Source organism: Microbulbifer sp. Q7 (assembly GCF_001639145.1).
Taxonomy (GTDB): Bacteria; Pseudomonadota; Gammaproteobacteria; order Pseudomonadales; family Cellvibrionaceae; genus Microbulbifer.
Genome location: NZ_LROY01000002.1, coordinates 1382026 through 1406135 on the forward strand (window position 1 = coordinate 1382026; position 24110 = coordinate 1406135).

Sequence of the window (24110 nt, forward strand, 5' to 3'; positions counted from 1 at the left end):
GCCGAATAATCTGCAAAATTGAACCAATAGTCGCGATGATTATTTTGTGGCGAATACCGAAAACGAAAACGCAAATAAAAAGGCCGGGAAAGAAATACTTTCCCGGCCTGCTCGATCAAGCAGTGTTTTTCACCTACCTGCTACCATCCGGGGACTCACTGGTAAGGCTGGTTGATGTAAAAGTTGGATGAGCTTCCGTCAATACCGATCCGCTTCGGCGTGACATTCGTTGCACCAGTAGAGATATTGAACTGGTCAAACTCATCCAGACGGTAGCGCAACACATCCTCGTAAATCACCGGCTGGCCACACTGCGCCTGGGTTCTTGAGGTCTGACCATCCTCCTGCAGGACGTACACACTGCCCGCCCCGTCTACCACACCGCTGCCGTCCGGCGTGAAGAAGATAGAAGTAGCCTCATCGACACCAATACCCTGAATACCGCTCGGCAGACCCGCCATAAAGGCCATCAGGCGGCCCATACGGTCGCGCTCAGCGAAGTGGGTATCCACAATCAGGCCCTGCATGATGGGTGTGCTGAGGAAGTTGGTGGAGATATTGATGTACTCGTGGCACAGGTCGGTTACCGCTTCGGAAGAGTAAGCACCCAGTACGCCGTCCGGATCATAGATGTGCTCTGACTGTACAGCCGCACCAGCGGAGGTGCCACCCAACACGCCACCCCGCGCCATCACTTCATCCAGTGCCTGCTGCAACGCTGTTCCCTGCCACTGGTTCAGGTAATCGGACTGGTCACCACCGGCAATCCACACGAACTCGGCGGTGCGCACGGCCCAGGTCACATACTCGTCATTGGCAAACTGTGTGCGATCCACAATCAGGGTTTCCACCGAGTCTGCGTTCAGCAGACCCTGCAGGTAGTCGTTGTAGCCGTCGCTACCGCTGGTGCGCAGGACAACCACATCGCCACCACCAATCAGCGGCTCCACGCGACGGGTAAAGGCCGCATCCACATCGGTACCACCACCCATAACCAGCAGGCCGCCGGTTGTCTGATTGACGCAGACATCGGCTTCGCTGCCGGTTATGGCGCGGGTCAGGCCGCCGGGCTTGGTTGGGCGGGCGCCGAGGTCACAGTTGCCACCGCCGCTGCTGCCTCCACTGCTGCTACCGCCACCACTACTGCTACCGCCCCCACTGGACGAGGGGATACCGGCAACACTCAGGGTGTAGTCGCCACGACCACTAAAGCGGGTCACTTTCAGGGTATACAGACCATTGCCACCGACGCTGACACTGGCAGATTCCGGACGATTACTGGTTTCCGCGCTATACAGCCGCTGGGAGGTATCGTACAGGTGCCAGTCGAAATCATCGCCACTGGAATGACTCAGGGAAATGTCCAGATCGGCGGGAGCGTCGATATTGAAATAGTACCAGTCCTGGTCCCGCCGATTGGCGATACCGCCTACCACAGACTGGCTGGAACAGATGGGGCCATCTGCGTCGGATTCGGCGTCGTTCGATTCACTTTCCGCAGAAATACAAGCCAGCGCGCCGTGACTGAATGCGGATAACAGCAAAATTGATAACAGCTTGTTTCCCATTTGGGTCTCCTTGAAGTGTCATTATTGTTATTGCCACTCAAGAGTACTCAAACTCGGGGCCGCCGCGACGAGAGCGGTAGCCAACGGGAAAAAACAGACAAGTTTCGGGATAAAACAGAACACTTTAGTGATCTGCCGCGCATCGTCCGCGGGCAAATCACCGGCCTACCTTGTCTCGTCGATTAGATAGCGCAGTCGACCGCATCCAGCAACATGTGCGTAATCAAGCCAATCCCCAACCAACGCACCGGCTTCCACGGCAGAAACATCATGGCACCGTAAAGGGAGATCGGCAGCATCTTATGCAGCGGGTGGAAGTTGATGCTACAGCGATTTGGATCATACAGCGGCGATGCCAGCAGGTGATCAAGGTCGACGAGATTGGCCGCGAGCATGATCAGAGCGGCCTTTTTCCAGTCATCGCGAAAAAAGTACCAGGCAATGGCAAGGGGAACGAGAACGTGTAAAACAATATGCAGATAACTGAACATCAGGTTGGCAATAACTCTTCAGCAGAAATGGAACCCAGGCCCTCTTCGATATCCTGGCGTATTGCGGTGCGTACGCGCTGCTCATCCTTACTGGCAATGGCATCAATCAGGTCCTGATGTCGATCAGGCAATTCCTGGACACCAAAGCGCTGGAACACCAGATGCTGTAACGGCGCAGTCTGTAGCCACAGGCTTTCGATCAACGACAGAATGATATGCGGGCGACCCAGACGATAGAGGGTGAAATGGAAGTCGAGGTTCGCGGTTACGTACCCCTGAATGTCTTTTCTCTCCAGCGCTTCCGTCACCCGATCATCGAGCGCGCGCAGCTCTGCAAGCTCCGCCTCCCCCAAAAATGGCAGGGCCTGCGCCGCAGCCTGACACTCCAGGGCAACCCGGGCCGCGCAGATTTCATCCAGCTTTTCCCGGGTCAGGGTTGGCACCGTCACCCGACGGGTATCGGAAAGATCCAGCGCGCGCTCAGAGGTCAGCCTGCGCAGGGCCTCCCTGACGGGCATCGGGCTGCAATCCAGTTCTGCGGCCAGACCGCGAATGGTAACCGCCTTGCCCGGTAAAAACTGTCCGCGCAGGATCGCATCACGCACCTGGTAATACACCCGCTCCTGGGTTGTGCGGAATTCTTCCTGGGGTTCGGTAAACTCGGCGTCTCTCACGGGCGGCCTCGTGGCTGGATCGGAATACATTCAAGCCCGCATCGACGGATACAGGTGGCCGGAGCCCTGCTCCGCTCCACCCTGCACCTCTCGGCTATGCAGACATTGCCTGCGCCAGCTTGTGCGGCGCCTGATCAGAGCCGACTTCAATCAGCGCGTCGGCAATCGCACCAGTTTGCCACATTTCAAAGAAATCCTCTGCAACCTGTTTTCCAGCCTCCGTCACAGCGTTCCAGTATTTCAGGCGCTCCTCGGTGGAAAGCTTCACAAAATCATCCCGGTCCGGGATTTTGCCAAACGGCAAGCGGGAAACCCACTGTGGCGATGGTGCCACCAGGATGACATTATCCATGGCGCCGCCACGCACCCAACGCCAGCGCAGGCTCTTGTCGAACCAGCCCGGCACCATGTAGGGGAAAAAGTGCGGATACAGCACCAGACCCTGCGGGTGCTCAAAGCCCAGATCAAAGTGATAGTCCGTGATCCCGCCGTCCCGATAGTTGCCGGCAGGTGCACCTGCCGGCGATGGTACACCGGCCATCACCAACGGGATGGAGCCAGAGGCCAGTACTGCATGGCACACATTGTCTGCGCTCAGCGACGTATTGACCGTAGACAGGTTGCGGAAAGCCACTGTGGGCGACTGCCCGGAGTGAAACACGACCCTGTCCCAGAACGCCTTCAGGGTACGGCGACTGACGGCATTGGCCAGTGCAGAGGCCAACAGCGCGGGGCCCAGCACCGCCTTTTTCTCACTGGCCAGAGGTCCGCGGCCACGCACGGTCACAAAATGGCTGTGCCACACCGGATTCGCAGCCACCTCGGCGGCGCCCTCCACCCCCAAAACCTCGAGCAGAATGTTTTCGCCGGTTGCGGTGATTTCTGCAGGCGTCGGCCGCGCGCTGGCATAGGTTTGATGCACATACCCGTATTCGAGCTTTTCCAGTGCGGCCAGCGGATTGGCGGTCGCATAGCACATATTGCGAAAGCTTCCGATCGAAGAGCCCAGGGTCGCGATCGGTGTACGGCGGCCCTGAAAAAACTCGCCAATCAGCACCCGGTCCAACTGACTGATGGACAACCATTTCGGCCCCCCAGATGCGCCGACCAGGGTAGACACCATTTCCGGGCGCAGCCCCTCCTGCCGGATTCTGCGCGCCGCACTGCCCCCGGCCAGCACCACACAATTTCCGTACTGCTTTGCTTTCCCCATCGATCCGCTCACAAACCACCCACCCTGTTCAATTACCACTCACCGGTGTTTTCCATCGATGCCCAAGGCTCTTGTGGTGCCAGGGACTCGCCCTTCTGCAGCAACTCGATAGAAATATTGTCTGGTGAGCGCACGAATGCCATATGGCCGTCCCGAGGCGGGCGATTGATAGTCACCCCCATGTCCATCAGGCGCTGACACGTTTCGTAAATATTGTCGACCCGGTAAGCCAGGTGGCCAAAGTTACGGCCACCGCTGTAGGTCTCCGGGTCCCAGTTATACGTGAGCTCCAGGCACGGGCGCTTGTCGCTATTCGCCGAGCCGGCATCCCCGGGCGCGGCAAGAAACACCAGGGTAAAGCGGCCTTTCTCGTAATCGTTGCGGCTGACCTCATAAAGCCCCAGCTTGTCGCAATAAAACTCCAGGGATTTTTCCAGGTCGGTGACACGCACCATCGTGTGTAAATATTCCACTGCAACGCCTCCTCAAGGGGATTACAATCCCGATACACTAATCAGGTGACTACTTTAGTCACCTCAGACAAAGTTACCAGCGCGAAATGTACCAAAAATACTATCGACAATTCTTACAGGCTGCTCAAAAAGCGGCCTCCCCGAACTGTGACCTGCCAGTTTTGCACATGGCCTGCCACTCCCACCACTACTGGCCTGATGTGACGCTCGATGCCGTCAACGCCTACTGGCACGATGCCGCACAGATGGCCGACAGCAAGTGGGACAAGATATTCGGAGAAAAAATACCCGCTTTCCAGCGCGGCATAGCAAGCACCCTGCAACTACCGGACCCGGCCCAGGTAGCCCTGGCACCCAACACCCACGAACTTATCTACCGCCTCCTCAGCGCTTTTGACCTGAGCCAGCCCCTGCGCATTCTCACAACCGACGGGGAGTTCTATAGTTTTGCCCGCCAGTTACTGCGCCTGGAAGAGCTGCCTAACGTGGACGTGGTGCGTGTGCCCACGGAGCCTTTTGCCACCCTGCCCCAGCGGTTTGAGCAAGAGCTGCAAAGTGGTGAGTATCAGCTGGCCTACGCCAGTCAGGTGTTCTTCGACTCCGGGGTGGCTTTCCCGGGCCTGCTGGAACTGGCCGTGCGCAAACCGGACAGCACCCAGATGGTGATCGATGGCTACCACGGATTTTTCGCCCGCCCCACCGATCTCAGTGCGATTGCCGACAAGGTGTTTTACACCGCGGGTGCCTACAAATACCTGGGTGCCGGTGAGGGTATGTGCTTTATGTCCATTCCCCGAGGCTGTCAGCTACGCCCACTAAACACCGGATGGTTTGCCGAAATGGCAGAGTTGGAAAACCGCACCGCGGGCGTAGGCTTCGGCAACGACTGGCTGCGGTTTGCCGGTGCCACCATGGATTACTCCCCACTGTACAAGGCCCTCGCAATATTTGAGCTGTATGCGCAGGAAGGCATCACCGTGGCATCGATTCACGACTACGTACTGCAAAACCAGCGTCGCTTCCTCAGCGCCATGGACGCAGCACAACACCCGCTGCTCAACCGCGATACGCTGATCGCCCACGATCTGGAAAACAGTCACGGGCACTTCTTTACTTTTCGCTGTGGTAGTGCCGAAAACGCGGAGCAGCTGCAGGCAGAGCTGCGCAATAAAAATGTACTGTGCGATCGTCGTCAGCAATTGCTGCGGCTGGGGTTTGCACTTTATCACCCGGCGGACGAAACCTTTGAGCGGTTGTTTCAGTAGCCACGCACCCTGCAAGCAACCACATTCATCAGGCATTCATGTTTTTGGCATCACAATGGACCTCGTCACCTGACAGTGACGATGAAGTACAACTGGCAATAGTAAGGATTCGCCATGCAAAGCGCTTTAAAACTGTTTTCCGCCGGCCTGCTGGCCGGGTTCGTCGCATTCACCACCGGCTGCGGTAGTGATGATACCGGGCACCCTTCGGGAACGCTGATTTCCATCTCTGCCCAGGGCGAAGCAAGCCAGGCACCGGACACCGCACACCTGTCCACCGGTGTTGTCACCGAAGCCGCCAACAGCAATGACGCCATGCGGGCTAACGCGGAACAAATGGACAAGCTGATGCAAGCCATTAAAAAAGCCGGGATACCGGACAAGGATGTGCAGACCAGCGGTATCAGCCTGAACCCCCGCTACGACTACCAGCCAAATCGCGAACGCGAAATCGTCGGTTACCAGGCCCGCAATACCGTCAGTATTACCCTGCGTAAACTGGACGAATTGAGCAACGTGATCGATGCTCTGGCGGCCGAGGGCGCAAACCAGCTGCATGGCCCCAGCTTTTCCATTGCCGAACCGGAACCTCTGCTGGCTGAGGCCCGCAACAAAGCATTGCAGCAAGCGCAGGCACGGGCGGCTTCTTATGCGGAATCCCTCGGAACCAAGGTGCGCAGAATCGTGAGCATCTCTGAAGGTGGCCAGGGCGGTATGCCCCGCCCCATGGCTCGTATGGAAATGGCCGCCGCCCAGGAGGGACCGAGCACGCCTATCGCGCGCGGTGAGAACAGCGTTTCGGTAAACCTGGAACTGCTATTCGAACTCGAGAAATAATTGTTCGACTCGGCGGTTCACCAAAAGAACCCGGCAATGCCGTAATACGGTGCACCTAAACCGTTTGGTGGCGGTGCCGCTGCCGGGTGCGGTCTTGCGAGACACGCGGTAAACCCATCCATGGGGCTCTGCACCGCCATCCATGGCGGTGAAGGTCTCGCAAGACCGCACCCGGCACCGTCACCTTCGCCCGTGGCTGTGTTAAGTAAACACCATTACGGCATTGCCGGAATTTTTTTATTTGTACTATTCGGGTGCCTTACTCGGGCTGCTTGTAAACCACTCCACCCTTCATCACAAACCGCACCCGCTCAAGGGTCGAAATATCTTCCAGCGGATTGCCGATCACCGCCACCAGGTCTGCCTGCTTGCCGGGGGCGATACTGCCGAGTTCATCCTGGGCATTGAGTAACTGTGCCGCATTCCAGGTTGCAGAGCGGATAGCATCGGCCGGGCTCATCCCTCCTTGCACCATCAGTGCAAACTCTTTGGCGTTCTCTCCGTGTCGGCTCACCCCAGTGTCGGTGCCGAATGCGATTTTCACGCCTTTTTTGTGTGCGCGCTGAAAGGTGTCCTGAATCAGCGGACCAATTTTCGCCGCTTTTGTGCGGACCATTTCCGGGAAGAAACCGTCGATCGCGGATTTTTGCGTGACCCAGTCCCCCGCCAACAGGGTGGGCACATACCAGGTTCCGTGATCCACCATCAGCGCCATGGTTTTGTCATCCATGTAGGTGCCGTGCTCGATGGAGTCCACACCGGCGCGGATTGCCCGCTCCATGCCCTCTTTACCGTGCGCATGCACCGCGACGGTAAAACCATAATCCTTTGCGGTTTGCACAATCGCTTCCACTTCATCCTGCATAAACTGAGGATTCTGGCCACTCTTGGCCACGCTCAAGACACCGCCGGTCGCAGTAATCTTGATCAGGTCAGCACCATCTTTATAGCGCTGTCGCACCGCTTCCCGGGCACTGGCACTACCGTTGATCACCCCTTCGGCGGGGCCCGGGCTGCCCATCAAATCGTGGCGATGACCATTGGTCGGATCCGCATGACCGCCGGTAGTGGCGATCGACTTGCCCGCGGTATAGACACGCGGCCCCACGATATCGCCACGGTTGATGGCGTTGCGCAGGCTCACCGTTACATTGCCACTGTCGCCAAGATCCCGCACCGTGGTAAACCCGGCCATCAACGAGCGCTTGGCCGTATCGACCGCCCGTAGCGTGTAATCGGCGGGATTCCAGGTAAATGCCTCGGTGTAGGTGCGCGGGCCGAATTCGTAAGCGAGGTGCGTATGCATGTCCATCAGCCCGGGCAGCACGCTGAAGGCCGTCAGGTCAATAACCCGCTCGCCAGCGCGCTGGGTATAGCCCCGCTCTACAGACTCCACCTTACCGTCTACAACATGCACCGTGCGTTTTTCCAGCAAACGACCTGTCTCACTGTCGAACAGCCACCCCGCGTGCACCGCAATATTTTCTGCGACGACCAGATTCGCCGTTGTGAGCAGGGCCAGACCAAGCAGGCTGCGTAGTGCGCGCTTGACATTCAATGAGATTCTTTGGGTGATGGTCATGTGGTATCCAGGTTTCCGGGCCGCAGCGATGCCGCCTCTTTATTCTACTTTGATCGATATGGTTGTTGCCGGCGTGCTGAATCGCCAGCGCGCACCAATTTACCGTATTCCGGGGGCATAAAAAAAGCCCGGCCCCGGTATGCACCCTCCCTGTGCATACTCGGAGCCGGACTCGCGGCTTGTCGAGCTGTCATTGACCGGCTGAAAGTACCTCGACCGGACCAATACCCAGCGCCTCTATATCTTTCTGGATTTTACTCAGGTCGCCCACCACCACCCAGGTGAACTGTTGCGGCGCGAGGGTTTCTTTTGCGGCCTGTGCCACTTGCTCCTTCGTCAGTGCGCTGACCCGTTGCGGATACTCGGCGATGTACTCCGGCGGCAGTCCCTTCTGCAGCTGCCAGACAATACTGGACAGCAACTGCACCTTGGTCTGGAAACGCGCGCTCTGCTTGAGCACCTCGTCGTCCTGATAGTCCTTGAGCTCACTCTCCTTGATGGGGCGCTTACCCAGGTAATCATTGAACTCCTTGAGAATCTCACTCATGGCCGGGGCGGTTTTGTCCGTTTGCACCGGTGCAAACACGATGTAAGGCCGCTGTCCTTCCGAGCCCATGGAAACCGCGCGCGCGCCGTACGACCAGTGCTTGTCCTCGCGCAGGTTCATATTGATGCGTGAGGTAAATTTGCCCGCAATCGCGGAGGCCATCGCATCATAGGCCTCTGCACCTTCAGGCTTCCACGGTGGCATCACCAGCCCCGCCATAATGTAACTCTGCTGTGCGCCTGGCCGGTCGAGCAGATAGATACGCGCTTTTTGCGGGCGCTCCACCGCGGGAATTTCCACGGTCGGCAGCGGGTCACTGGGCGCCCGCCAGTCACCCAGGGTGTCATTGAGCAGCTTCTCGATTTCTTCCCGGGTGACATCGCCGACCACCGTCAACTGTGCATTGTCAGGACGCAGCCATGTGGCTTGAAACTTCACCAGATCGTCGCGAGTGATGGACTCAATGGCCTCCGGGGTGCCGGAGCCCGTCAGCGGTGCGCCGTAGGGGTGATCTTTACCGAACAGCAGCGGCGGCAACTTGCGCATGGCCAGCCCCTGGGGCTGCGCTTCTTCCTGACGAATGGCATCCAGCCAATTGGACTTCACCCGCGCCAGGTCATCCTCTTCAAAGCGCGGGCTGGAAATCACCTCACGCAACAGTTCCAGTGACGGCTCGAGCTGCGTTTTCAGGGCACTGAAGCTCAGCGCGTTGTAGTCCAGTCCGCTTCCCGCACCAATACTCGCACCCAGCTCTTCCTGGCGCGCGCTGAACGCGAGACTGTCGTAATCGCCGGCACCTTCACTGAGCATACGCGCGACCACCGACGCCAGGCCGGGGGTGTCACCATCCACCGACGCACCGCTGCGGTACTGCAGGTTCATGAAAACAGCGGGCGTGTCGTGACGCTCAGCGAGCACCACCTTCAGGCCATTCTTGAGGGTGAACATCTGTTGTTCCGGCAAGTCCAACTCCACCGTCTTGTCCACGGCAGGCAGTTTACTGCGATCCACACCCTCCCCGGTGACCTCATACTCTCCCTTGGGACGGATCACCATGGTGAAATGCTCGGGCTTCAGCCACTTTTGCGCGACGTCCTGCACATCGTCCGCAGACACTTTCGCGTAGTCATCAAGCCCCTTGACCAGTGCGCCCGGGTCATCGTAATAAAATTCCGAACGCGCAAGGATGTCCGACTTCCCGCCAAAACCACCAATTTTTTCCAATCCTTTGACCAGGCTGGCAAACTCGCTTTGCTTGATACGGCGCAGCTCTTCCGCATTCACTCCGGAACGCGCAAATTCCCGCAGCTCGTCGTCCAGTAATTTTTCGACCTTCTCTATCGACTGCCCAGGTTTGACATCCACCATGATAATGATCTGTCCGGCGAGCTGCCGGCCGTAGTAAAACGCGCTGACACTGGTAGCCACCTGCTCATCGCGCACCAGACGCCGGTAAAGTAATGAGTTTTTTCGGTTGGCCAGCAGTGACGTCATCAGGTCCAGCGCATTTTCTTCACGACTGGCGCTCGCCGGGACATTCCACACCTTGTAAATCCGGGCCTGCGGCACCTGGTCCGTGGTCACCAGGCGCTTGTTCACCTGCGAGGGCAGCTCCCAACCTTTCAGCTCGGTGGGCACCGACGTACTGGGAATATTGCCGAAATACTCCCGCGCTTTTTGCATGGCCTCTTCAACAGAGATGTCGCCGACGACCACCAGTATCGCATTGGCAGGCTGGTAGTAATCGGAAAACCACTGCTTCACGTCTTCCAGGCTGGCCTGGTCGAGATCCTCCATGGAGCCGATGGTGGTCCATGAATAGGGATGATCGGAAGGAAAGGTATTACTGGCAATCAGGTCAAACGCCTGACCGTATGGGGCATTTTCGCTCTGCCGCTTCTCGTTTTTTACCACGCCGCGCTGCTCGTCGAGCTTTTCCTGACTGATGGCGCCCTTGAAGTGGCCCATGCGGTCGGACTCCATCCACAGCGCCATATCCAACGCCCCGACGGGAACAGTCTCGAAGTAGTTGGTGCGGTCATTGTTCGTGGTGCCGTTCATGTCGGTGGCACCAGAGCGCTGGAAGGGTTCGAAATACTCGCCCGGGAAATTCTCCGAGCCATTGAACATCAGGTGTTCGAACAGGTGCGCAAACCCGGTTTTGCCGCGGGTCTCATCCTTGGAGCCCACTTTGTACCAGATATTGATGGCCACCACCGGCGCTTTGCGGTCCTCATGCACGATGACAGTCAGGCCGTTTTTCAGGGTTTCCCGGTGATACGGCAGCTCAATTTTCGGCGGTTTTACATACGCCGCGTTGCGACTGGCGGCCGCTTTACTGCTGGCGGCGGCTTCCCTGTCTGGCGTCAACGCCCGGTGCACATTCTCCTTGCGATCCTCTGGCGCCTCATGGCGATCACAGCCGGACACCCCCAACAGCATCAGTAAAAAGATCAGGCCCACCGGCCTCCAGGCAATTTGCATATCCATTGTCATGTCCCGTGCCATTTATCCCGATTTTGTGCCCGAACAGTGCAGCAAAGTGTAGGCAAAAAAAACGGGCGCCGTGGCGCCCGAAAGATACTTCACAGAGAGACGATGACATCGTCAGAGGAAATGGATTAGCGTGTGTGTCGCCTGTTTTTTACGTACGTTTTTACGGACCTTTTTAAGTACCGCGGTTAAGTACCATGGCGCGCCGTTCAGGCGGCTGCGGAATCAGTGCTGTTCAGGGCGTCTTTATGGCCGAAACGCTCCTCGGCGATCTGATCCGCGACATGCGCGGTAGTTTCACCGGTTTCGTCCGCGCGCTGGAACACTTCCTGCATCGTGCTACCGATAGTTTCGATGTGCGCCTTCACCTGGTCGGCGTTGTACTCGCCATGCTCCTGCCCCAGCTGCTGGTAATAAACGTCGATGATGCCGCCAGCATTGATGACATAGTCCGGCGCATAGAGGATGCCTTTGTCTTTCAGCACCTGGGCATGGCGCTCTTCCGCCAGCTGGTTATTGGCAGCACCGGCAATAGCGCCCACTTTCAGGCGGTCGATGGTGTTGTCATTGAGGATGGCGCCCAGTGCACAAGGGGCAAACAGGTCCACATCCAGGTCAAAGATTTCTTCGGAGCTGACCGCGGTCGCTCCCAGTTCCGCAACGGCGCGATCCACGTTGTCCTGGAAGATGTCGGTAACAAACAGCTCGGCACCGGCCTCTTGCAACAGCTTGCCGAGACGGAAGCCCACATTGCCCACGCCCTGGATAGACACTTTCAGGCCCTTGAGGTCAGTGCGGCCCCAGCGGTGGGCCGCTGCGGCCTGCAGGCCAACGAATACACCATAGGCAGTGGACGGGGACGGGTCGCCGCCGTGCTCCTGGCCGGCAATCACACCCGATACAAACTGGCTGCGCTCGGCGATGATCTTCATGTCCGCAACACTGGTGCCAGAGTCTTCCGCAGTGATGTAACGGCCGCCCAGGGTGTTCAGGAAATCACCCATTGCGCGCAGCAACTCCGGCGTTTTCTGCTTGCGTGGGTCGCCAATAATCACGGACTTGCCGCCGCCCAGCTTGAGGCCGGCCATGGCAGATTTGTAAGTCATACCGCGGGAGAGGCGCAGTACGTCATTCAGGGCTTCGGCGTCGTCGGCATAAGGCCACATACGACAGCCACCCAGTGCCGGCCCGAGATTGGTATTGTGCACGGCGATAATTGCCTTCAGGCCGCTTTTGGCGTCGTGATAAAAGGCAACTTCTTCGTGGTTATCGTAGGCAGGATGGGAAAAAATACTCATAACAATCCTCTCCGGAGGCCGGTTTTACGTCGGCGCCAGACTCGGCCAATTGTGTCAGCTCTGTCCGCAACCGTGCTTTATTGTAGGCCCCTAAGAATATAGCCACTGGGCACTTAGGAACATTGCATTCTTTGCACCCACAAACCGTATAGCACCAATATCCTCCCAAAATTTTAATTTTTTTAGGATAGATAAACCCACAATAACCAAATAGGCGCATTGGTCACTCCCTGAGCGACAAGGGGGACCCCGCCGCCAGCACGACCGTTGGCACCCACCACCGGGCGCCATTGATACCCGCGCTGGCCTGTCACCGCCCGTCTGGTAGAATCCGCGCCCTAAACCGACCCCCCGAGTTACAGAGATCCTTTCATGCTCAATTCCGACGCCCTGAAACAGCTGTCCCAGTTGAAGACCGACATCCGTTCAACCAAGGAATTCGCCGAGGGGCGTGTGCGCGGGAGTAGCGGAAAGTTCGGCTTCGTCGTACTGGACGACGGTCGCGAGGCGTTCCTGCCGCCTGCAGAAATGGACCGGGTATTCCCCGGCGACCGAGTGCGTATCAGCCTGACTGAAGAAGACAAGGGCAAGCTTTCCGCAGAGCTCGACCAGTTGATCGAATCCGACCTCAAGTACCTTGTGGGCCAGTATGTGCAGCGCGGCCAGGGGCATTTCATTCAGCCCAGCGAGCACGGCCTGTCGCGCTGGATCTTCCTGCCCCCACGAGCCCGTGGCAAAGCGCAGCCGGGCGAGTTCATCGCCTGCAGCATTACCCGGCATCCATTCAAGGACGGCAAGTCCCAAGCGAAAGTGGAAAGCGTCATTGGCAAACCGGATATGGCGGGCATCGAGCACGCCTTCACGGTGGCCCAGCACCGGCTGCCCAACGCATTTGGCAAGGCGGCGCTGGAGCAAGCTGACGCGATTCCCGCACAACTGGAATCACTGGTTGCTGAGCGCAAAGACCTGTCGGCCCTGGGGTTTGTCACCATTGATGCAGAATCCACCCGCGATATGGACGACGCGCTCGCCGTTACCCAGTCCGAAAACGGCTGGACACTGCACATCGCCGTAGCCGACCCGTCCAGCCTGATCGAGGCAGACTCCCCGCTGGATAAAGAAGCCCGTGTTCGCGCTAACAGCGTGTACCTTGCGGGGGAAACCCTGCCGATGCTGCCGGCCACCCTGTGCGAGAACAGTTTTTCCCTGGTGGCCGGCGAATTGCGTCCGGTGCTGGTACTGCATATCGACGTGGACAAAGACGGGGCACTGCAAGGGTTTGACTACGAGTTTGCCGCCATTCGCTCCCAGCACAAGCTCAGCTACGCCCAGGTAGCGCAATTCATTGAAGGTGACGACAGCGCGGCACCCGCCGATCAGCACGAGTCCCTGCGCCAGCTGAACGCGCTGAGTAAAGCCCGCGCCGCCTACCGGGCCGGCCACTCCCTGGTAATGGAGGACCGCCCGGATTACGAGCTGATCCTAAATGAGCAGCGCAAAATCGAGCGGATCGAGAAACAACAGCGCACCGCCGCCCAGCGCATGGTGGAAGAAGCCATGCTGGCAGCCAATATCTGTGCGGGTGAAAAGCTTGCAGACATCGGCGCAGGTTGCTTTTCCGTGCACCTCGGCTTCCGCGACGAGCGCATGGCCGAAGTCCGCGCACTGCTCAAGGAAACACTGCCGGAGTACGCCGAGCAGGATCTGCACCAGCTGGACATTTACCTGAAGCTGGTAAAAGAGCTGGAGGCGCATGCAGATGCAGAAATGCACAACGCCCTCGCCGTCCTCAAGCGCATGCTGCGCCCCGGTGAACTGAGCAACAAGGCGGCACCGCACCTTGGTCTCGGGCTGGGTCACTATGCGACGGTCACCTCCCCCATCCGCAAATTCAACGACCTGCACAATCACCGGGTGTTGCGCGCGGCAAAGCAAGGTGACGAGGCCCCCGCCCTTGGCGACGAGCAGGGTGAAGCCCTGCAACAAAGCGTCAGCACCGGGCGTCAGGCAGATCGCGCTCTGCAGCAATGGCTCTACTGCCAGTTCCTCGAGGGTAAAGTCGGAGAAACATTTGCCGGCACTATTACCCTGGTGAATGGCGCCGGCATCGGCGTGCGCCTGGACGACTTTGGTATCAACGGCTTTGCACGCTTCAACAGCAAAAAGAACCCGTTTGATTTCGATGGTAAGCGGCTGCGCATCACCCGCGGTGACGAGACGTTCCAGCTGGAACAGCAGGTGCAGGTAAAAGTCGCCGCCGTCGATACCGAAAAACGTCGCATCGCGTTTGATCTGGTTAGCGAAGCGGCCGGTGAAAAGCCGGGCTCGCAGCCACCCGCTGCGGAAGGGGCAGACAGCCCCAAGGCGTAGCGGCGCGAAGCCTCTGCGTGCTGCCGTCGCAGACTAGACTTGCAGCCGCGGCGCCAAAAGCGCCGCGGCCAATACCGGCCCATCCGGATCTACCCATCCCCGGTCAAGATTAAGGAATACCCATGTCCACCATTGCCGAACTCAATCCCGTCCCCCTGTGGAAACACTTCGCCAAATTGTGCGAGATCCCGCGTCCTTCCAAGCACGAGGACAAGGTCGTCGCCTATATCGTGGATTTTGCCAATGCCCGTGGTCTGGATGTGAAGCTGGATCAGGTCGGCAACATTATCATCAAGAAGCCGGCAACCCCGGGTATGGAAGATCGCAAAACCCTGGCGATGCAGAGTCATGTTGATATGGTGCCGCAGAAGAACGCGGACACCGACCACGACTTCCTCACCGACTCCATCAAACCCTACGTGGATGGTGAATGGGTCACTGCGGAAGGCACGACTCTCGGCGCCGACAATGGCATTGGTGTCGCCGCCATTCTGGCCCTACTGGAATCCACCGATATCCCGCATCCCGCTTTGGAAGCGCTGCTTACTATTGACGAAGAAGCCGGGATGACCGGCGCAAAAAACCTGCAACCGGGCCACTTTGAAGCCGACCTGCTGCTCAACCTGGATACGGAAGATGAAGGGGAACTCTACGTGGGCTGCGCCGGCGGTGTGGACGTAAACGTCGCCCTGCCCTATACCGCAGAATCCTTTCCCGCCGGCCACAAAGCATTCAAGCTGAGCGTGCGCGGCCTGCGCGGCGGCCACTCCGGGCTGGATATCGATAAGGGCCGCGGCAACGCCAACAAAATTGCCAACCGCATCATCGACACCGCGCACAGCGAACTGAACGCCCTGCGTATCGCGAGCCTCGACGGCGGCAGCCTGCGCAACGCCATTCCGCGCGAGTCCTTCAGCGTGATCACCGTACCGGCAGACGATGCCCTGCGCCTGCAAGAGATTGCCCAGCAACAAACTGCAATCATCAAGGCCGAGTTCGATAATGAAGCCAAACTGGATATCACTCTGGAGGAGTGCGAAGCACCCGCCAGCGTTATGGACAGTGCCAGCCAGCACAAACTGATCCTGGCGCTGCGCGCCTGCCCCAGCGGTGTCGAGCGGATGAGCACCGCGCTGGCAGGCATTGCGGACACCTCGAACAACCTGGCGCGCGTCGTGACCGAAACCGAAGACGGCGCGAGCCGTGTGCGGGTTCAATGCCTGGTGCGCAGCCTGTCCGACAGCGCCCGCGACCAACACGGTCTCAACGTCGCTGCGGCCTTTGAACTCGCCGGCGCAGAGACCTCCCTGGACAACGCCTACCCGGGCTGGACACCCAATATGCAATCTCCGTTACTGGCGCTGATGAAAGACGTCTACAAGAAAATGGAAGGCGAAGAGCCGGAAGTCAAAGTCATCCACGCTGGTCTCGAGTGCGGCCTGCTGGCCAAGCCCTATCCCAACTGGGACATGGTCTCCTTCGGCCCCACCATCCGCCGCGCCCACTCACCGGAAGAACGCGTGCATATCCAGAGCGTGGGTAATTTCTGGAATTATTTTCTGAAAGTCGTGGAAGCCATTCCCCAACGCTGACAGTGAAATACTGTTCCTGAACCGAGCCCGGCCAATCGCGCCGGGCTTTTTTGTATTCAGGAAAAAATAAAGACAAAATGGGAAAAAACGGACACGGACGTGCAATGACCCCCGCCATCAACACCGCAGAAAAAGCAAAAATCTCGTTTCAGATCCACGAATACTCCCACGATCCTGCGGCACAATCCTACGGGTTTGAGGCAGCGGAGAAGCTTGGTGTGGCACCGCATAACGTTTTCAAGACCCTGGTCGTCGCGCTGGACGGTGCATCGCTCGCGGTGGCCGTGCTACCGGTCGAGCACTCCCTCAGCATGAAGTTGATCGCCAGGGCCGCCGGTGCAAAGAAGGCGGAGATGGCCGACAAGCAGGTGGTGCAACGATCCACGGGATATGTGCTGGGAGGCGTGAGCCCACTGGGGCAGAAAAAGCCGCTGCCCACCTTCCTGCACGATTCCGCCAAGGGACTGGAAACCCTGTACGTCAGCGCAGGTCGGCGGGGTCTGGAGATTCAGCTCGCGCCGCAAGATCTGCTGGCACTCACCCGCGGCACCTTCGCCGCGCTCTGTCAGTAGCATGACAAAACATGCCGACAAGGAAACTTATGCCCACCTACGACTATCTCGTGTTTGATCTGGATGGAACCCTGAGCGACCCGGCAGAGGGGTTCGTAAACTCCATGAATCATGCGCTGGTCGCCTTTGACTATCCGACCCGCCCGGCAAACGAATTGACGCCACATATCGGCCCTCCGCTGGAAGTCACTCTGGCCAAGCTCACGGGCTCGAAAGACGGCACCCATATCCAGGCCCTGGTAGACAAATACCGGGAGCGTTACGGGGAGACCGGCTACGCGGAAAACGCCCTGTATCCCGGCATTTCCGAGATGCTGGAACGCCTCAGCCAGAAAGATGGCATCCGCCTCGGGGTATGCACTTCCAAGCGCGCGGACTTTGCAGAGCGCATTCTTAAACAATTCAAGCTGCACCACTATTTCGAGTTTGTCAGTGGCGGCGATGTGGGAATTGCCAAGTGGCAGCAACTACAGGGGCTGCTCGCAGACAACCGGATCTCACAACGCGCACTGATGATTGGCGATCGTCACTTCGACCTGTCCGCCGCCGCAAAAAATCAACTGCCAAGTGCCGGGGTACTGTGGGGCTATGGTTCCCGCACGGAACTCGACGAGCACGGCCCGGCGCACCTGTTCGCCCATCCCGAAGAAATCCTGAGCATTATTTGACAGCCGCTATCGACTGACCGGGAACCACCAGTCCGGACTTTGGCTGGTTCCCAGGTCGCAGACATCGCATAATGCGCGGACCCAAATTTCAATCCGACGACTGGCCTGCTGTATGTGGTTTAAGAACCTGCGCGTGTACCGCCTTACCCGGGAATTCACGCTTTCCGCCGAACAACTGAACGAACTGCTGGAGCCGGGCACCTTTACGCCATGCGGCAGCCAGGATTTGGCCCGCTACGGCTGGGTACCGCCACTGGGGCGTCATGGCAGCACGCTGGTACACGCCGCCAACGGCTACCTGATGGTGTGCGCCAAGAAGCAGGAGAAGGTGATCCCCGCGGCAGTGGTCAATGAAAAGGTCGAGGAAATGGCCCTGGCCATCGCGGAAAAAGAAGCCCGCAGCGTCGGCCGCAAGGAGCGCCAGAACCTCAAAGACGAGGTGCTGCTGGAGATGCGCCCCAAGGCCTTCGCCCGCTCCCGCCTGCAGTTTGCTTACATCGACCCGAAAGACGGCTGGATTGTGGTCAATGCGTCCTCAGCCAAGGCCGCAGAAGAGCTACTGGAAAACCTGCGGGAAGCCATCAGCAGCCTCTCGGTGATACCGCTGACGGCAAAGAATATTCCCCAGCAGTCCATGACCCACTGGCTCACCGCCCCGGAAGCGCCACCCAACTTCGAATTCGGCCACGAATGCGAACTGCGCGACCCGCAGGAATCCGGCAGCGTGATCCGTTGTAAAAACCAGGACTTGTGTGCCGAAGAGATCCACAACCACCTGGTGGCGGGCATGCAAGTGCACAAGCTCGGGCTGGTCTGGCGAGACGGCGTCGAGCTGATGGTGGACGACCAGCTCGCCATCAAGCGCCTGAAATTCAGCGACGCGGTTACTGAAAAGGCCGACAACGTGGACGCAGACAACGCCGCGCAGCGTTTTGACATCGAATTCTCGGTAATGACCTTGGAGATCTCCGCACTACTCAAGGACCTGCTGACCGCATTTGGCGGCCTCAATACGGACACCGCCAGTGTCGACGAGATCGTGGCCCGCGCCTCTCGCGCGGATCGCGAACAGCAATTGGCGGCGGAAGTCGAGGAAGTCGTTTAGCGCTCGGCACCGGTTCAGGGCGCGCCTCTGAATTGCCGCCCATCGCGAACAGCACAAAAAAATGGCCGCTCACAGCGGCCATTTTTTTGTGTGGTCGTTTCAAATCCGTTTAACCGGCCTGCCCGCCTCACTCCACAACACGTGGTACTTTTCCTGCTCCGGGCGATCTACACGCGAGAAGGTGTGCGCGCCGAAGAAGTCTCGCTGTGCCTGCAGCAGGTTGGCCGGCAGGGACTCGCGGCGGAAGGCGTCGTAGTAGCTCAGGGCGGAGGACAGGGCCGGCACAGGGATGCCGCCGATGGTGGCATCGGCCACCGCCCGGCGCCAGTTGCCCTGGTGACTGGCGATTTGATCGATGAAAAAATCGTCCAGCAGCAGGTTGGAAAGCTTGGTGTCGCGCTCGTAGGCATCGCTGATGGACTGCAGGAACACCGCGCGAATAATACAGCCGGCGCGCCAGATTCTGGCGATCTCGGCAAAGTTCAGTTCCCAGCCCTGTTCCCTGGCGGCCAGTTTCATCAAATCAAATCCCTGCGCATACACGCAGATTTTTGCGCAGTAGAGCGCATCGTGCAGCTGTGCAATCACGGCCTCGCGCTCTTCCTGAGGCACCGGTGCCACATTCGGTCCCACCAGTTTTTTCGCGGCGCGGGTACGCAGCACCTTGCGGGTGGAAAGCGAGCGCGCAAACACGGCTTCCGCAATACTCGGCGCCGGACAACCGGTCTGCAAGGCGCCGACCGCCGTCCACAAACCGGTGCCCTTTTGACCCGCACGGTCGAGAATCACATCCACCAGTGGCTTGCCGGTTTCAGAGTCCAGGGTATCCAGAACCTCGGCACTGATGTCGATGAGGTAACTGTTCAGCACCCCTTTATTCCACTCGCGGAAGACCCCGGCAATTTCCTGGGGCGACATCTCCAGGGCGCTGCGCATCACGTCGTACACTTCGCAGATCATCTGCATGTCGGCATACTCGATGCCGTTGTGCACCATCTTCACGAAATGCCCGGAACCGATGGGGCCGATATACGCCGCACAGGGCTCCCCTTCTGTCACCGGGTTACCCGGTTCAAACCGCTCGATCGGCTGCCCCGAAGCGGGGTCCACCTTGGCGGCGATGGCATGCCACACGGGTTCGATACGGGCCCAGGCGTAGCGGTCGCCACTGGGCATCAGCGACGGCCCAAAGCGCGCCCCCACCTCACCACCAGACACCGCCGTGGTGAAGAAAATCAGTTTGCCCTCATAGCGCTTGCAGCGCTCCACGGAATCGGTCCACAGGCTGTTGCCGGTGTCGATCACAATATCGTCCGCCTGTAGCCCTGCATCCAGCAGTTTGTTACAGACATCGTCCACCGGCGCGCCGGCAGGCACCGAGAGAATGACCAGATGCGGCGCTTTTACCCGGGCCAGCAATTCCGTATAGGAATTGCACACTTCCACCCGCGGTGGCTGGTCGCCGCGTTCGCTGGCGTCCTGCTCCAGCAATGCCTCGAGTCGCCCGTGGTCAAGGTCAAACGCGCACACGCGATATCCGTTGTCGACGAGGTTGAGGATCAGGTTTTTCCCCATGACGCCCGCGCCAATGAAGCCGATATCGCAAAGTGCATCTGACATGAATCTCTCCAGAAAATTGGTACTGCTTGAAGCGCGCGGAGTATAGCAACCCGGAGCCAGTGTCGGGAGGTGGAATTGCGCGATCAGGCGACCGTGTATTCCTCCCATATTAGCCAGAGATTACAATGCAGGCTTTGATGTCCACGTCACCGGAATACACCCATGGATACACCGCACACGCCTTCGCACGAGTTCTCCGCGCCCTGGGGCCGGCAGCTGACACTCCTCACTGGCCTGTGCGGCCTGATTCTGTTCGGTATCAGCGGGACCATGCTGGCGCAAGCACCGGAGTCTCCGCCGCTGCTGTATCAGGTCGGGATCTGGCTGTGTCCCGTCATCTTCCTGCTGGGCGCCCTGTTTGCTGTGCGCGGTTATCGCCTTGAGGGAGACAGCCTCGTCGTGCTTCGCCCCGGCTGGTCTACACGACTATCGCTGCAGGGCATCAAGTCCGCAGCGTTCCAGCCGGAGGCCACTAAGGGCTCAATCCGGATATTTGGCAACGGTGGGCTTTTCGGCTTTATCGGCCTGTTTCGCAATCAGACGCTGGGGCGCTATCGGGCCTTTGCTACCGACTTTTCCCGCACCGTTGTCCTCCAATTGCCTGCCCAGACCATCGTGGTGACACCCGATGACCCGGCGCGCTTTGTGGCCCAGGTCAACGCCACATTCGATCTTGCGGGCTCGGCTCCAACCGCTAGGCCCTGAGTATTACCAGCATATGGCTGGCCTGGATCGTGGGCCGGGTGGAAAACGCACGGGTTCCCTGGCGCTGAACTACACTCTATTTCTAGTCTGTATTTTGGTGCGTCCAACGCATCGGCGAGAGGGTCTATGATGCAAGCTTTCCTGACAGCGCGAGTGGCCAAGCTCCTGGTTTTCTTTAGCCTGGTTTTGTTCGGTAATGGCGCCCTGGCCGAAGAGTCCCGCACCGAAACCCTGCGCTTTGCCAAGGGAGCAACGGGCACATCCGTCACCAGCAAAATTACCGGTTATGACAGTGTCAATTACAAAGTGACGGCCAAAGCCGGGCAGCATATGGTCGTGAAGCTCTCTACCAGCCATAGCGCGACGTATTTCAACGTGTATGGCCCAGGCAGTGGCCCCGGTGATGCAGCCATCTTTATCGGCTCCACCAGTGGCGGACACTTTGCCACCACCCTGCCGGAAAGCGGCACTTACACCATTCAGGTGTATATGATGCGCAGCGCGGCGCGGCGCAATGAGTCGGCGGATTTCAAACTGCGTGTCGATATCGACAACGCCAAAAAGAGTAGCCGGGAGTAACCGGCTCGGCGCACAGGGCGGCCAAAGCGGTTAGAATCAGGGGCTATGATTAGCCCCGGATCGATGACGCCTATGTACAGCCCCTGCGCCAGACTGTTTCCCGCCACTGTCCGCTTTACCCACGCTATTTTCTGCACGCTGTTGCTTGCGATGGCCATTCCTGCGCACGCCGGGGATTGCGTGATCCTCCTGCACGGGCTGGCCAAATCCGACCGCTCAATGAACAAGCTCGAGCAGGCAATCGATGACGCAGGCTTTATGGCCGTCAATGTAAATTATCCGTCTACCGACTTCCCCATCGAACAGCTCGCCGGCCCCGCCATTGCCCCGGCGCTGGACACCTGTACCCGGCAGGCCAGCGAGAGCGCCCAACCCAACCACCGCGTGCACTTTGTCACCCACTCCATGGGCGGTATTCTGGTGCGCCATTATCTCAGCCGGGTCCGCGTGGAAAACCTGGGCCGTGTGGTGATGCTGGGCCCACCCAATCAGGGCAGTGAGGTGGTGGACAAACTGGGAAGTTTCCCGGGGTTCCACTTCATCTTTGGCGATGCCGGGTTACAGCTCGGCAGTGGTAAACTGAGTGTGCCCAATTCGCTGGGTGCGGCGAACTTTGACTTGGGCATCATTGCGGGCACCAGCAGTATCAACCCGATACTTTCCAGCATGCTGCCGGGAAAAGATGACGGTAAAGTCACCGTCGAGCGTACCCGGCTGCAGGGCATGGACGATCATCTGGAAATGCCGGTAACCCACGTGTTCATGATGAAAAACCCCGAAGTCATTGCGCAGGTGATTCACTACCTTCATCACGGCCAATTCCAGCGGCGACCAGACTCCACCGCCGACGACTGATCTGCCCCGCGCCAAACTACACTGGTTCCCTGCTCTACTGTATCCAGGGTTTCCAGTGCTGAATATTCGATGGGTTCTACTGCTGCCACTGCTCGCCATCACACTGAGTGAAGGCAGCATCGCCCGGGAGCCGCCCCAGGCCCAGCGTGAAAAAATTGAATTAACCAGTGACCATTCACCGCAGGATCAACCTGCCGCGCCACTCAGCCAGAGTGCGCGCGTCTCCGCGACCATCATCGGTCACCAAGCCATTGAGTACCTTATTGACGCACGCACTGGCCAGTCCCTGGAGCTGGACCTGCTCAGCAATCATGCCCAGGCCGGTTTTCGCATTACTGCGCCGGCCGCGCCCCGCGCCCTGCACAAGGGGCACGGCCAGAGCGCGCACTTCTCCACCACACTTCCCCGGGATGGCACCTATCGTGTGCTGATCTATCTCTTGCACGGTGCTGCCGACAAGGGCGAAAGCGCAGAATTCGCCTTGCGCATTCGGCTGCGTAATCCCGGTTAGTCCGACACGCACACAGGGGTAATGATGCAAGGTCAGGAGTCCCAGGATAACCCGCTCGATAAACTCGAGTCTGTTTCAGCAGACTACAGCGCGGCCATCGATCAGGTCGACAGCTGGGTCGATGGCGCCATCAGGCTCATCCCCAACTTCACTGTGGCACTGGTGGTGCTGCTAGTGGCATTTATCCTCGGCAGTATTTTCCGCTTTCTGGTCCGCCGGCACCTGCGCCGCAGAGACAGGCCAAACCTGGGCGAAGTGCTCGGAAGCCTGGTCAAGTGGTGTGTCGTGCTGGTGGGATTTCTGCTTGCTGCCACCATCGTGATGCCCAGCCTCAAGCCCGGCGACCTGATTGCCGGGCTCGGAGTAAGCTCGGTGGCCATTGGCTTTGCGTTCAAGGACATTCTGCAAAACTGGCTGGCGGGACTGTTGATTCTGGTGCGCCAACCCTTCGAAATCGGTGATCAGATCAAGGTCACCGATTTTGAGGGCACTGTGCACCGCATCGAAACCCGCGCGACCCTCATCGACACCTACGACGGACAGCGGGTGGTCATTCCCAACAGCGATATTTATACCAACGCCATTCTGGTGAAAACCACCCATGCCAATCGCCGCAGCGACTACGAAATCGGTATCGGCTACAACGACAATATTGGCGAGGCCTGCGAGATCATTCGCCGTGCGGTCGCCTCAGTCGAAGGTGTCCAGTCAGATCCGGCACCGGAAGCGCTGCCGTGGGATCTCGCCGCCAGCTGGGTGTCTATCCGTGCCCGCTGGTGGACCAGCAGCACGCAAGCGAATGTGACCCATGTGCGGGCACAGGTGATCCAGTCTGTGAAAGAAGCGCTGGACGACGCCGGCATCGACATGCCCTTCGAAACCCAGGTACACCTGTTCCACGACCAGACGGAGGGGGCTGACCGCGCAGGCAGTAAGCAGCGCAAAGAAGGGGACGCAGGAGCACAAAAAAGGGCACAAGAAGGGACGCAAGGAGAGGCCCGAGAAGAGTCCCCCAAAGAGGTGCAAAAAAGGCAAGACAAAAACGACTGAGCCCACCAAAAGGTGGGCTCAGCCTGCTCTACCGCCGGTGCT

General features: G+C 58.8%; 21 protein-coding genes. 12 read left to right on the plus strand and 9 right to left on the minus strand.

Features of this window, described 5'->3' with window-relative positions; translation table 11 throughout:
* Positions 1-155 precede the first annotated feature (155 nt).
* The 5 genes from AU182_RS11460 to AU182_RS11480 form a co-directional block, all read right to left on the minus strand.
* Positions 156-1568 carry a Type 1 glutamine amidotransferase-like domain-containing protein gene (locus tag AU182_RS11460; protein ID WP_066965147.1) on the minus strand — a complete coding sequence of 471 codons (1413 nt, stop codon included), beginning with the start codon at positions 1566-1568 and terminating at the stop codon, positions 156-158.
* 182 nt (positions 1569-1750) lie between these two features.
* Positions 1751-2059 carry a DUF6122 family protein gene (locus AU182_RS11465; protein ID WP_066965150.1) on the minus strand — a complete coding sequence of 103 codons (309 nt, stop codon included), beginning with the start codon at positions 2057-2059 and terminating at the stop codon, positions 1751-1753.
* Entirely contained in the window at positions 2059-2733 is a 675-nt protein-coding gene (locus AU182_RS11470; protein ID WP_066965152.1) for a GntR family transcriptional regulator, read from the minus strand. The genes AU182_RS11465 and AU182_RS11470 overlap by 1 nt, the downstream gene beginning before the upstream one ends.
* Positions 2734-2827: 94 nt before the next feature.
* Positions 2828-3946 carry a hypothetical protein gene (locus AU182_RS11475; protein ID WP_066968004.1) on the minus strand — a complete coding sequence of 373 codons (1119 nt, stop codon included), beginning with the start codon at positions 3944-3946 and terminating at the stop codon, positions 2828-2830.
* A 32-nt stretch (positions 3947-3978) separates the two neighbouring features.
* Entirely contained in the window at positions 3979-4419 is a 441-nt protein-coding gene (locus AU182_RS11480; protein WP_066965154.1) for a VOC family protein, read from the minus strand.
* 167 nt (positions 4420-4586) lie between these two features.
* Between AU182_RS11480 and AU182_RS11485 the strand changes: the two genes are divergently transcribed.
* A complete protein-coding gene (locus AU182_RS11485) occupies positions 4587-5684 on the plus strand; it encodes a hypothetical protein (RefSeq protein WP_227718233.1) in 1098 nt (365 codons plus the stop codon).
* 114 nt (positions 5685-5798) lie between these two features.
* A complete protein-coding gene (locus AU182_RS11490) occupies positions 5799-6521 on the plus strand; it encodes an SIMPL domain-containing protein (RefSeq protein ID WP_066965161.1) in 723 nt (240 codons plus the stop codon).
* 259 nt (positions 6522-6780) lie between these two features.
* Here the strand turns inward: AU182_RS11490 and AU182_RS11495 are convergent, their stop codons facing one another.
* The 3 genes from AU182_RS11495 to AU182_RS11505 form a co-directional block, all read right to left on the minus strand.
* Positions 6781-8103 carry an amidohydrolase family protein gene (locus tag AU182_RS11495; RefSeq protein ID WP_066965164.1) on the minus strand — a complete coding sequence of 441 codons (1323 nt, stop codon included), beginning with the start codon at positions 8101-8103 and terminating at the stop codon, positions 6781-6783.
* A 190-nt stretch (positions 8104-8293) separates the two neighbouring features.
* Positions 8294-11140 carry a pitrilysin family protein gene (locus AU182_RS11500; RefSeq protein ID WP_066965167.1) on the minus strand — a complete coding sequence of 949 codons (2847 nt, stop codon included), beginning with the start codon at positions 11138-11140 and terminating at the stop codon, positions 8294-8296.
* Between the two features lie 212 nt (positions 11141-11352).
* The gene (locus AU182_RS11505) at positions 11353-12441 is read right to left on the minus strand and encodes a Glu/Leu/Phe/Val dehydrogenase dimerization domain-containing protein (RefSeq protein WP_066965171.1); all 1089 of its coding nucleotides are present in this window, start codon (positions 12439-12441) and stop codon (positions 11353-11355) included.
* A 372-nt stretch (positions 12442-12813) separates the two neighbouring features.
* Here AU182_RS11505 and AU182_RS11510 point away from each other — a divergent pair, with 372 nt between their 5' ends.
* From AU182_RS11510 to rdgC, 5 genes are all read left to right on the plus strand, one after another.
* Complete coding sequence (locus tag AU182_RS11510; protein WP_066965173.1) at positions 12814-14811, plus strand: VacB/RNase II family 3'-5' exoribonuclease; 1998 nt, start codon at positions 12814-12816, stop codon at positions 14809-14811.
* A gap of 122 nt (positions 14812-14933) precedes the next feature.
* Complete coding sequence (locus tag AU182_RS11515; RefSeq protein WP_066965176.1) at positions 14934-16403, plus strand: aminoacyl-histidine dipeptidase; 1470 nt, start codon at positions 14934-14936, stop codon at positions 16401-16403.
* 104 nt (positions 16404-16507) lie between these two features.
* The gene (gene ybaK / locus AU182_RS11520; protein ID WP_066965179.1) at positions 16508-16975 is read left to right on the plus strand and encodes a Cys-tRNA(Pro) deacylase; all 468 of its coding nucleotides are present in this window, start codon (positions 16508-16510) and stop codon (positions 16973-16975) included.
* Positions 16976-17004: 29 nt separating this feature from the next.
* On the plus strand, positions 17005-17643 hold the full coding sequence (locus AU182_RS11525) for an HAD family hydrolase (RefSeq protein WP_227718234.1): 639 nt from the start codon (positions 17005-17007) through the stop codon (positions 17641-17643).
* Between the two features lie 112 nt (positions 17644-17755).
* Complete coding sequence (gene rdgC / locus AU182_RS11530) at positions 17756-18748, plus strand: recombination-associated protein RdgC (protein ID WP_066965185.1); 993 nt, start codon at positions 17756-17758, stop codon at positions 18746-18748.
* A 99-nt stretch (positions 18749-18847) separates the two neighbouring features.
* Here rdgC and gndA read toward each other — a convergent pair whose 3' ends face one another.
* Positions 18848-20368: an NADP-dependent phosphogluconate dehydrogenase gene (gene gndA, locus AU182_RS11535; protein ID WP_066965187.1), complete on the minus strand. Its 1521-nt coding sequence runs from the start codon at positions 20366-20368 to the stop codon at positions 18848-18850.
* A gap of 162 nt (positions 20369-20530) precedes the next feature.
* Between gndA and AU182_RS11540 the strand changes: the two genes are divergently transcribed.
* The 5 genes from AU182_RS11540 to AU182_RS11560 all read left to right on the plus strand — a co-directional run bounded on the left by AU182_RS11540 (position 20531) and on the right by AU182_RS11560 (position 24068).
* Complete coding sequence (locus AU182_RS11540) at positions 20531-21073, plus strand: PH domain-containing protein (RefSeq protein WP_066965190.1); 543 nt, start codon at positions 20531-20533, stop codon at positions 21071-21073.
* 126 nt (positions 21074-21199) lie between these two features.
* On the plus strand, positions 21200-21652 hold the full coding sequence (locus tag AU182_RS11545) for a hypothetical protein (RefSeq protein WP_227718235.1): 453 nt from the start codon (positions 21200-21202) through the stop codon (positions 21650-21652).
* Between the two features lie 45 nt (positions 21653-21697).
* Positions 21698-22507 (plus strand): triacylglycerol lipase, encoded by an 810-nt coding sequence (locus tag AU182_RS11550; protein ID WP_227718236.1) that lies wholly within the window; start codon positions 21698-21700, stop codon positions 22505-22507.
* Between the two features lie 55 nt (positions 22508-22562).
* A complete protein-coding gene (locus tag AU182_RS11555) occupies positions 22563-23018 on the plus strand; it encodes a hypothetical protein (RefSeq protein WP_066965193.1) in 456 nt (151 codons plus the stop codon).
* A gap of 21 nt (positions 23019-23039) precedes the next feature.
* Entirely contained in the window at positions 23040-24068 is a 1029-nt protein-coding gene (locus tag AU182_RS11560; RefSeq protein ID WP_082859392.1) for a mechanosensitive ion channel family protein, read from the plus strand.
* Positions 24069-24110: the final 42 nt, after the last annotated feature.